General features: G+C 37.0%; 8 protein-coding genes. 2 read left to right on the top strand and 6 right to left on the bottom strand.

Annotated elements, in window-relative coordinates:
- Positions 1-23: 23 nt before the first annotated feature.
- From V7266_RS13330 to V7266_RS13315, 4 genes are all read right to left on the bottom strand, one after another.
- Complete coding sequence (locus V7266_RS13330; RefSeq protein WP_335468376.1) at positions 24-1,514, bottom strand: DUF5060 domain-containing protein; 1,491 nt, start codon at positions 1,512-1,514, stop codon at positions 24-26.
- Between the two features lie 68 nt (positions 1,515-1,582).
- Positions 1,583-2,410, bottom strand: coding sequence for a carbohydrate ABC transporter permease (locus V7266_RS13325; protein WP_335468375.1), 828 nt, complete (start codon positions 2,408-2,410; stop codon positions 1,583-1,585).
- A 21-nt stretch (positions 2,411-2,431) separates the two neighbouring features.
- Complete coding sequence (locus V7266_RS13320; protein WP_335468390.1) at positions 2,432-3,304, bottom strand: carbohydrate ABC transporter permease; 873 nt, start codon at positions 3,302-3,304, stop codon at positions 2,432-2,434.
- A 131-nt stretch (positions 3,305-3,435) separates the two neighbouring features.
- The gene (locus V7266_RS13315; RefSeq protein WP_335468374.1) at positions 3,436-4,719 is read right to left on the bottom strand and encodes an ABC transporter substrate-binding protein; all 1,284 of its coding nucleotides are present in this window, start codon (positions 4,717-4,719) and stop codon (positions 3,436-3,438) included.
- A gap of 270 nt (positions 4,720-4,989) precedes the next feature.
- Here V7266_RS13315 and V7266_RS13310 point away from each other — a divergent pair, with 270 nt between their 5' ends.
- Together V7266_RS13310 and V7266_RS13305 are read left to right on the top strand one after the other, a co-directional pair.
- Positions 4,990-6,840, top strand: coding sequence for a sensor histidine kinase (locus tag V7266_RS13310; RefSeq protein WP_335468373.1), 1,851 nt, complete (start codon positions 4,990-4,992; stop codon positions 6,838-6,840).
- Complete coding sequence (locus V7266_RS13305) at positions 6,818-7,618, top strand: response regulator transcription factor (protein WP_335468372.1); 801 nt, start codon at positions 6,818-6,820, stop codon at positions 7,616-7,618. Before V7266_RS13310 ends, V7266_RS13305 begins: the two co-directional genes overlap by 23 nt.
- 118 nt (positions 7,619-7,736) lie before the next feature.
- Here V7266_RS13305 and V7266_RS13300 read toward each other — a convergent pair whose 3' ends face one another.
- Positions 7,737-8,642: an ROK family protein gene (locus V7266_RS13300; protein ID WP_335468371.1), complete on the bottom strand. Its 906-nt coding sequence runs from the start codon at positions 8,640-8,642 to the stop codon at positions 7,737-7,739.
- A 52-nt stretch (positions 8,643-8,694) separates the two neighbouring features.
- Positions 8,695-10,689, bottom strand: coding sequence for a beta-galactosidase (locus V7266_RS13295; protein ID WP_335468389.1), 1,995 nt, complete (start codon positions 10,687-10,689; stop codon positions 8,695-8,697).
- Between the last annotated feature and the right edge of the window lie 70 nt (positions 10,690-10,759).

Here is a 10,759-nt window from a genome sequence, read left to right as displayed (position 1 = left end):
AAATATAGAATTATCTAATTCTTTTATTCAGTCTCAGTGATTCTAAGAGCGATATAGGGTTTGCCTGGAAGTATAATCTTACTTTCATTCGTGTAAGTTCCCTCTAACGGAATGATCTTCATCTCCCAAGTATCAATTAGTTCTACCTTATAACGTTTTCCTTCAGGAAGCGGCAAGATCTTAAATGAGGGTCTGCTGTCCCCAAAATAGGCTAAAATGTATTTATCCCCCATTTTCCCTGCAGCTACATCCCAACCATAATATATCGGGGTTAGTCTTTTGGCAGGTCCATCCTCCATGATCCTTCTTAAAAAGGCAATCCGTTCAGGGCTATCGCCATGCAGTTCCCCGCCGTGCGACCACCAAATAATGCCTTGTGGGTGCATATAGGTTTCCCCATGGGTTACATATCCGCCGCGGCACACACCCTCCCAGAATAATTGAACCATTTTTTCAGCTGTAATATTCCCCCAGCCATGATTAATATTTCCTTCATAACGGCATTCATCATTAATGATAGGTTTCCGGTAGGTTTCCCGCCACTCAGGAACGAAATAATTATCATGATGCTGAATGCTCGCATGCGAGACCCATGGCTTATTGTGGTCGTACCAATGGTTGTTATTTCGATAATGAATTTCTGGGTTATGCCAATTATGAATCGAGCTAAGATGTTGGTACGGGTCCTTTTCCTGAATAATCTGAAAGAAACGATCCCAATCCGCCATTTTTTTTGTTTTTAAATATTCGTTCATCAAGTCATATTCGTTCGCAAGCGACCACCAGATATTTCGGTAAGATCCTAAACGTGCTACAACATATTTAAGGTATCGATCATCTCCTTCAGTGCCTAAATCAGAAAATCCCCAACGATCATAAGGATGGAATAAAATTAAATCTGCTTCAATCCCAAGTTCATTAAGCTGATCAATTTGTTTTTCCAATTTTGCAAAAAAGTCTGGATTAAATTGAGAAAAATCAAAGCCTTCCGCTTTAGATCCAACAAATGGGAAGTCAGCTGGTTCATGAAGGTTATAATCATAATGCTTCGGAAAAACACACATACGAATTTTATTAAATGGAGCATTTTTAAGTGTTTCCAGTGTCCTTCTTTCCAATTCTTCCCCTTGATGGTTCCACACATATGCGGTGGTTCCAAATGGATAAAACGGGGTGCCGTCCGCATATGCGAAGTGTACTTGAAAATCGGCTCTTACTGGTCCATGGTTATTTTCTCCAGGAGCAATACACGTAAACGAACCCTGTTTTTTGTTGAGAGTATCATGATTGCAAATAGTGGTAAAATTCCATTCCCCTAGCTTGTCCGGCATAAAGCGGACTTTATATTGTCCTTCACCGTCATAGAATCCATCTACTTGAATGGATCTATTTTCATAAGAAAACACTGCCTTTAATTCAATGTCATTAAATGGATTCCCTTCCTTAGGGCCTTCGAGAACCAGCTCAAAACGCCCCCAACGCTCAACTTCCATCATTCCATGGTTTGCGGTCATTGGTGATTCCTCCTATTAAAAAAATAAATTTCTATTACTCTTAAAAAACAACTAAACTAGTAAACACCCTATCCTTTAACAGATCCAGCCATCCCAGAAACGAAATATTTTTGGAAAATAAGGTAAATGATTAATTGTGGAATTACTGAAATCATTACCCCTGCATTCAGCAAAGTATAGTCGGTATTATGTTCACCCTGAAAAGATAGTAATCCCGTGGTGACCGTTCTCATCGAATCATCTGTAATAAAAATTTGGGCCAATACAAATTCGTTCCAGGTGCTAATAAAGTCCAAAATCATCAATGTAGCTAAGGCTGGTAATGATAGAGGAAGAATAATTTTTATAAACTTCATCCAATCTCCGCATCCATCTATAACAGCTGCCTCATCCAATGCCGTTGGAATGGTTCGGAAAAATCCCCGTAAAATTAAAATTCCAAATGGAACACCAAATCCAATATAGATGATCATAATCCCTAAATAGGTGTTAGTTAAATGAAGTCTGCTTAGAATGATATTTAATGGTACAAGAGTTGCCTGCACAGGTACCATCATTCCTACAAGAAAAAAGGCAAAGATAAGATTACTTCTTTTTAATGCCATTCGGGTTAACGCATATGCAGCTAAAGCCTCAACAACAATGCCAATGGGAACTTTAACCAATGAGATAATCAAACTGTTCATAAAATATGGTTTAATTTGTGTCCATGCATTGAGATAATTTTGCCAATTATAGTGTTTTGGTAATGTGAGCCAGGAATTACTTACAAGTTCACTATTGCTTTTTAATGATGTTGCTGCGATAAAAACGATGGGAATTAGGAAAATGACGACCAATATAATCAAGAACGCATAGAGCAAAAATGGCGTTAACAATCGCCTTTGTTGGTACATGTTTTATTCCTCCTTCTCTCTTTATTCCACATGAGACTTTTTGGTCATGATATAAACATATGGAATAACAAATATCATGGAGATAATGACCATAAACCATGATATTGCAGACCCTACACCTACATTTGCGAATTTAAATGTCTGGTAATACATCCATGATGAAAGCACCTGTGTACTATTCGCAGGCCCCCCTGCGGTCATGGCGTAGATAATGTCATATACCTTCATAGATGCAATCATGGTGGTGGCAAATACAATCACAAATGTTTCACTTAACATTGGGATGGTTAAACGAAAAAACATTTGATATGGTTTTGCCCCATCAATAAGTGCCGCTTCATATGGTTCTTTTGAAATACTTTGCAGCCCGGCCAAAAATAAAATCATCGGCATCCCAACACCCTGCCAGGTTGCTGCGACAAAAACGGCCATTAACGCTGTTTTCGGTTCTGCAAGCCAAGCATGCTGAAATTTATCCAAACCAATTTTATCAAGCAGATTATTAATTAAACCCATATCAGGATTAAATAGCCATCCCCAAATTAATGCGACAACAATATTGGATAATACAAATGGAAAATAAAAGATACTCCGAAAGAACACTCGCCCTTTTAATGATCTATTCAAAATTAAAGCTAGAATTAATCCAAATCCAATCATAATGACAAGAGAAGCAATGGTCCAAATGACGTTGTTTTTTAATGCTAACAAAAATGTCTCATCTTTTGTCAGCAGCATTATATAGTTGCCAAGTCCTACAAACTTTTTTTGCGGGGCCACCCCGTTCCATTGAAAGAAACTGAGGAATAATGTATAAAGACTTGGTATCACAATGGTGATTAAATAGGCTATAAGTGCTGGCAAAAGGAAGAACCACGGTTTCATTTTCTTCATGCTAAAACTCAATTTCACTTTTCTTTCCTTTGGGAGGACGATCTCCTGTTCAACTACCGTTTTCAAGGCGATAACTCCTTTCTTAATGAATAAGAGCGCAAAAGACGCTCTTATTCATTGAAACTTTTTTCTTATTGGGCATTATTTGCCTTGTAATCCTTAATCGCGCTTTGGATGGACTGTGCTGCTTGTTTAGGTGTAAATTGCCCTAATACTACTTTATCCTGTGCTTCAAATAGCGCCTGGACAACTTGCTGTGGCAATGCTTGGTCACTAATTAAAAAGTTTCCTTTTTTTACTTGATCCGCCATAACAGAAACATGTGGGTTCGTGTCGGGATAAGTGACCCCTAAAGCAGCCGCTGAACCATATTTATCTGCAAATTTGTTCACTTCATCCTTACCGGACACAAATTCAAGGAATTTAATAACAGCAGCTTGTTTTTCTTTACTTAAATTAGAATTAACTTGAAACATTTCGACAAAACTAGACATTCTTTCAGGGGTTTGACCTGATGGGAATGAGAAAAAGTCAAAGTTATCCGCTTTAAGTCCTTGATCAATAACGTTACCATCAAACCAGGTACCTTCAAGCGCTAATGCCCCTTTACCTTGGTACATGGTTGTTTCTAGCTCAGTAGGATCAATAGAAATAAAACCTTTTGGGAAATAACCTTTATCAGACCATTCCTTTAACTTGGCAAAGGATTTTACAACCGCTGGATCATTCCATGAAGCTTCCATTGTATTTAGTTGATCGTGAAGCTGCGGTCCAGCGTAATGTTCAATCAATTGTTCAGTAAAACGCATCAACATCCAGCCGCTTTTACCACCTACAGTTAATGGAGTGACACCGCTATCCTTTAATTTTTGTAATTGGCTTTCAAATTCATCAAATGTTTTTGGAGCTGATAATCCTGCTTTCTGATATACCGCTTTATTATAAAACATGCCCATGCTGTTTAAATGATAAGGAACACCATAGATTTTGCCGTTCACTTTGGTCAAATCAATGGCCGCTTTATTATATTTCTGATCCCAATTATCTTTTTTCGAAATGTCTGTTAAGTCGGCAGCAAGACCATTTTCAGGATAGAAAGATCCTAATGATCCTCCCCAGGTGAACCATGTATCTGGCATTGTATTTGAGGAAGCCGCAACCTTTAAAGCCTCTTTCATCGAATCAACGGTATACTCATTAACTTTTAAATCAATTTTTGGATTTTCTTTTTCAAAGTCTTTATACACTGAATTGAGAAATGTTTTATCCTGACTTTGTAAGCTCCAAACTGAAATCTGTATTTTTCCGTCTTTTGAGGTGTCTGCAGCAGTTGAACTGTCTTTCGAACTGCAACCTGCTAAAAGTCCCCCTACTAATAGTAAACTGGAAACACTTGCTAACATTCTTTTTTTCATAATGCTCCCCCTATGGTTCAGATTAGTTTAAAATAAAAAAGTCTTTTTACCAATTGATTTGAAACAAGCTTTTTAACTGATTCCCTCCAATTTTTAGCTAATCAAGATATTTTGTTTACGCTTTCATTATCATAAATTTTCAAAATGTTTTACAGGGGGTGGATTTGATATATTTTGTGTTTTCGCAACTTTTTTATTTACTTCAATAAAAAATTTAGTTATTTTTAGTTTACGAGGATTAAAGTTTAGTAGAATTTAGGATGTGCTAAAATGAAAACGTTTTTAAGAAAAAGCCTTAAAAAGCAAAAAACATCTATATTGTTTCAAATGATTTTAGGATTTTCATTGATTTTAATGATTGTAATTCCCTTAAATAACTATATTTCCTACCAAGTATCCTCCAAGGTATTGATGGATAAAACAACTAAATATTTATTGGATTCAGTAATTCAGTTGAGTGGGAAAGTAGATACCATGTTAGGGGAATATGACCATTTATCACTGCGAATTGCACTGCATCCAGCAGTTCAAACGTATCTAAAAAATTCTAATCATAATCGTTTTAGCAAGAAGTTGAGTGTATACGAGTTACAAAGGATCATTTCACATGAGCAGGCATATCTTAAAAACGATTTGCAAGTTGAATTTATGGATAATAAGGGGGAGGAAGCTTTTTTACAGCCTTTTAAAAAAAATTCAGTATTAAAAAAGTCCTTTTGGTATCCTTATCTGGATCCAAAAGGGAGTATCGTTTGGTCAGCAAATAAAGTTTTATACCAGACTGAAGATGGTAATAAAGCCCTTGTTAATGGAATTTCGGGGATAAGAATGATTAAAGACTACGATGCCCCAATAAAAAATATTGGCTATATGTTTATGATTATTCCGAAAGAAGCAACCGAGAGTGTAATCGGAAACGATCTGATAAACCACTCGAATAAAGTTCAGATCATTGACCAACTTGGGAATATAGTATACTCAACAGATTCAAGTGAATTTGGAAAAAAACTATCTAAAGGTCTTTGGGCAGATGTTCACGATACGAAGCATTATGGAAGTATAAAAAAGAAGGATGTCCAAGGTAAAGAGATGTACATATCCTCCTATACATCAACATACAGCAACTGGACGGTTGTTACTTATATCAACATTGCTGATACCGTTAAAGATTTAAACACAATCAAGAAAAGTACTATCCTCATAGGGATTTTTGGTATCATGGCGTCTTTACTTCTTACAGCCTTTTTCTCTTGGTCTTTATCCAAGCCCATTAGAAGTTTAGCTTTACGATTATCGAAAATTAAAAGAGGAAATACGCTCCCCCATAGAGGTCAAGCAAATAACAGAGAGGTAGAGATCCTCTACAAGAGTTTTAACTCCATGCTCAACGACCTAGAAGAAACGATAAAGATTCTTTCATACAAGCAAATACGCGAAGAACAGGCACAGCTCATCGCAATGAAAGCACAGTTTCAACCCCATTTTTTATATAATTCTTTAAATACGATTTATTACAATGCCATTATGGAAAAGCAAAATAAAGTGGCTCATATGGTTCTCTCTTTAAGTGACCTTCTTCGGTATAGTATCCAGCCAGGATCGGATTTTGTGGCACTAAGAGAGGATTTGGAACAATTAAATCGGTTTATTGATCTCCAGCGCTATCGCTATGAAGACAAACTGCAAGTTGAAATAAATGTTGAGGATGAACTTCATCACATTCCTGTCATGAAATTACTTCTTCAGCCAATTGTCGAAAATGCAATCAGCCATGGCTTGGAATCCGTAAAAGGAAGACCTTGGATTATATGTATTTCCATCACTAAAGAAGAAAACTTTCTCTACTTTGTCATTGAGGACAACGGAATCGGAATGAGTGAAGCAGAAATGAAAAAAGCATTGGAATTTGACCGGGATAGGAATGAATTAGACGAAAAAATCCTGCATACTGGGGTTGGTCTCCCAAACCTTCAACATCGCATCAAACTTATTTATGGAAATCAGTATGGATTACATTTAAGTCCGAGCACTTTAGGGGGATTGAAGGTTCAATTTAACATACCTATTTTAATTAATAAAATGATGGGTGGTTTAGAAGATGAAAATAATGTTAGTAGATGATGAGCCATTCGCACTTCGTACATTAAAGGAAATGATTTCTGCCGCTAAACAGGATTGGGATGTTGTTGCAGCCGCGGAGGATGGAGAGGAAGCTATTTCCCTCCTTCAAAAAAACCAAATCGATTTGGTTATATCTGATATCCGAATGCCCTCGGTCGATGGATTGGATTTAAGCAACTATATTAATAAAAACTTCCCTTTCATAAAGGTGATCCTTTTAACAGGATACAGTGAATTTAAATATGCCCAGCAAGCACTTCGATATGGTGTTATCGATTACCTTTTAAAACCGTGCTCATTTGAATCTTTATTTGAAGCAATTGATAGAGTTGAGAAGGAGATTTTGAAAGGGAAAAGTTCAAGTAGGTTCATGCAAAAAGGAGAGAAGGACATTTTAGAAAGTCAGTTAGATAATCCTAAAATGATAAACGGGGATTTCGAACCAACAGAGGTTAAAAAGAATAGACGTGTGATTGAACTTGTTTTAGAAAAGCTTCCGAATAGATTGTCTGAGGATTTATCTTTGAAGCAATTAGCAGAAGAAGTTTATCTAAGTTCCACCTATTTGGGAAGAATTTTTAAAGAGCACACAGGAGTAAGTTTTTCATCTTACCTAATCCAATTACGTCTTGAAAAGGCAAAACAGCTGCTAACTGACCCCGCACTAAAAATTTATGAGGTTTCTGAACGCGTAGGTTACAATGACCAAGCACATTTTACACATGTTTTTAAAAAATTTATAGGCATTACTCCTCAGGAATACAAAATGCGACTTTAAGGACTTTTGTTGCTTAGACTAAATTAATGGCTTTCTGCCCCACTAAAAAAAGACTGTAGACAAATCCGTTTTTCCTATCGGATTTGTCTACAGTCTGAACAACTTAACATTAGTTTAGTTACCTCGCAACTAGTTTTTCCTTACTGACAAAGAAGTGGTAAAGTGCCCCATAAAGGTTAGCATCATTTTGGAACTCACAAGCTACCACTTTTGGGCTTGCTACATGCATTGGGTTGGTCTTTTTCAATTCAGCTAGCGCCCACTGAATTCGATCCAATAAAATCGGCTGAGCACTGATCCCGCCGCCTATGGCAAATAACTCAGGGTCTAAGATATACTGTAGGTTTAAAATTTGTGTTGCTAAGTAAATGCAATATTCATTAAAAATAGTGGTTGCCTCTTCATCATTTTGCTTGATATACTCAAATACCTTTTCCCCATCTGTTGGATCATCTAGGTTCTTAATTGCAGCAATACGGCGGACCATTTCAACGGCCGAACAATCGAGTCCAAAAAATTGTCCTGTTTTTGTTTCTGGGTTGATATTATACATACAATAGCTTACTTCACCAGCTGAAAGATTTACTCCGCGGTGGAGTTTTCCATCAATGATAATGCCTCCTCCGACCCCGCTTCCAAGAATTAATACAACGGAATCTTTTACTTCCTTTACACTCCCTAACCACAATTCGGCTAGGGCTGCACATTTTGCATCATTTTCAATCTTTACATCTATTCCATATTTACCCTCAATATCTTTTGCCAAGTTTATTTCATGTAAAAATGGGAAAGAACCACCGTAATAAATCATGCCTGTCTCCACATCAATTGTCCCAGGGCAGCTGATCGCAATTCCTTTAATTTCAGATAAATCATGCTCTTCAATAACCGAATAAATAATATCTTTAAAAATAGTCAAATTTGTTGTTGATGAAGGCTTCCTTCCTTTTGTTACAATTGTTCCGGCTGCGTTCATCAGCGCATATTTAACAAAGGTGCCTCCTATATCAATGACTAAATACATATACATTCTCCTAAAATATGATTTTTCATGTTGAAACGAATTATAAATTACATCACGATTCGATGATCACTACGTCCCATGGTTTAATTTCAACTGAATCCCCTGTCAGTACTTCCTGTTTCGAGAATAAATCTTGCCCAGATGAATAAGGGTAACGAATAGTTTCAGGATTGTCTGAATAGTTAAAGTAATAACGTATCGTTTTGCCAAATTGGTTTTTACCGGTTTTTGTAATGATCGGGAAAGCAAAACTTTCTTTTTCTATTGAAGGGATTTTACTTATTACAAACTCTAGTACACTCTTAACTACCCCTTCACTCGGAAAGAAGCCAATATAGGTGGCGGTACCTTTACCATAGTGATTATGGGTAATCGCTGCATACTGTCCCCAATGTAGATGGTCATAATAGGCTAATACTTCGGCCGTTGATGGTGTCAGTAATTCCATCCAATCTTGGACAGGACCTTCCGATGAATCGATCTCTAGTAAAGATCCTTTTAAACCTGTTTGTCCAGGTTCTACAAAAAGACTATATTCAATGCCGCACGCTTCAGAAATAATTCCTGGCTGGGTGACAGTTCTTACTTGAACATTCTCATTTGTAAAACCACTCTTAAACGTATACACAACATGTCCACCATTATTAACATAATCATTCAACTGATGTAAAAACTCATCTTTCACGGTATATAAAGATGGCACGATTAAAAGATCATAATCCTGCAAATTAGTAAAAGTAGGATTAATGACATCACACTCGATGTTCAGTTTATACAGCTCATCATATAATCTTCTAAAAACATCGTTGTAATTTTTGTTCTCTGAAAATGGGAACCAATTAATGCTTGTGTAACTTTCATTACTGATCACAAAAGCAACCTTATTTTGCTTTTTCAAATGTATAAGATGATCGGATAATTCCTGGAATTCTGCCCCAATCACTTTTGCCTCGTTGTAGACAGGATTCGGTTTGAAATCATGGCTGAGCAAGCCTTTCCAATACGTTTCGGCCGAATTATGGATGGAATGCCAATGCCAGTAGGCAACTAAATCAGCACCTGATGCCAAATGGCTATATGCCTGAAGGCGAAGCTGCCCTGGGTATGGTGTCCAATTTTTAAAAGCCTGTGCTTCTGTTTCTAGTACAAAATAGTTTGCATTTTTAGTAGAGCGGGCAATGTCTCCGCAATACGAGATTTCAATACCGGTTAATTGACTTTGTGATGGATGGTAAACATCAATTCCCGTTATATCCATCGCCTTTGATGCCTCATAATGATCTACATCCGGCTGAATTCCAAATGAATGTCCACGCCATTCAAAATCAAAATTATGAGTTACAAATTGGTGCGGCTGACTGTATTCCTTAACAATCCTTACCTGCCAAGCAAGGAAATCAGTTACGAGTTTCCGTTGAAACTTAGAAAACTCGGAGCCAAGACTGCCATTTATGGTTCCGACCATCGACGGGGTATCTTCCCAGCTATTAATCCGATTGCTCCAATAAGATAAACCGTAAGCATTGTTAAGTTCCTCTACAGTTGAAAACTTCTCTTTTAAATATTTTACAAATTGAAATTGAACATTGTCCCCAGCCGTACCATAATGTTTGGTTTCATTATCGACCTGATAACCAATCACAGCTGGATGGTCTTTGACATGATTGATTAATTTGCGGATAATCCGTTCCGCATGAAATAAATAAACAGGATTCGTAATATCCATGATCTGTCTTGCACCATATTTACCTGGTCCATTTTTCGTTACAGCCAAAACTTCCGGATGCTGTTTAACAAGCCAGGTAGGTACGGCATATGTAGGGGTTCCGACAATCACTTTAATATCTGCTTTGTGCATAGCATCTAGAACACGGTCAACCGATGTAAAATCGAATACTCCATTTTGCGGTTCATGCGTACTCCAGGTCGATTCGGCTATCCGTACAAAATTGATTCCCGCTTCTTTCATCATTCTGATATCTTCTTCTAGTCTCTCATAAGGCATATATTCATCATAATAAGCAACGCCATATAATATTTTGTCCATCATACTAATTCTCCTCCCACAAAAAGAAAACGCTTTATTTATATATAGTATAGATTTAATTTGTTGAACT

The sequence above is a fragment of the Neobacillus drentensis genome (assembly GCF_036965645.1).
GTDB classification, from domain to species: domain Bacteria; phylum Bacillota; class Bacilli; order Bacillales; family Cytobacillaceae; genus Neobacillus; species Neobacillus drentensis_D.
The sequence above is the reverse complement of the archived record's forward strand: the minus strand, read 5'-3'. Positions and strand labels throughout refer to the sequence as shown.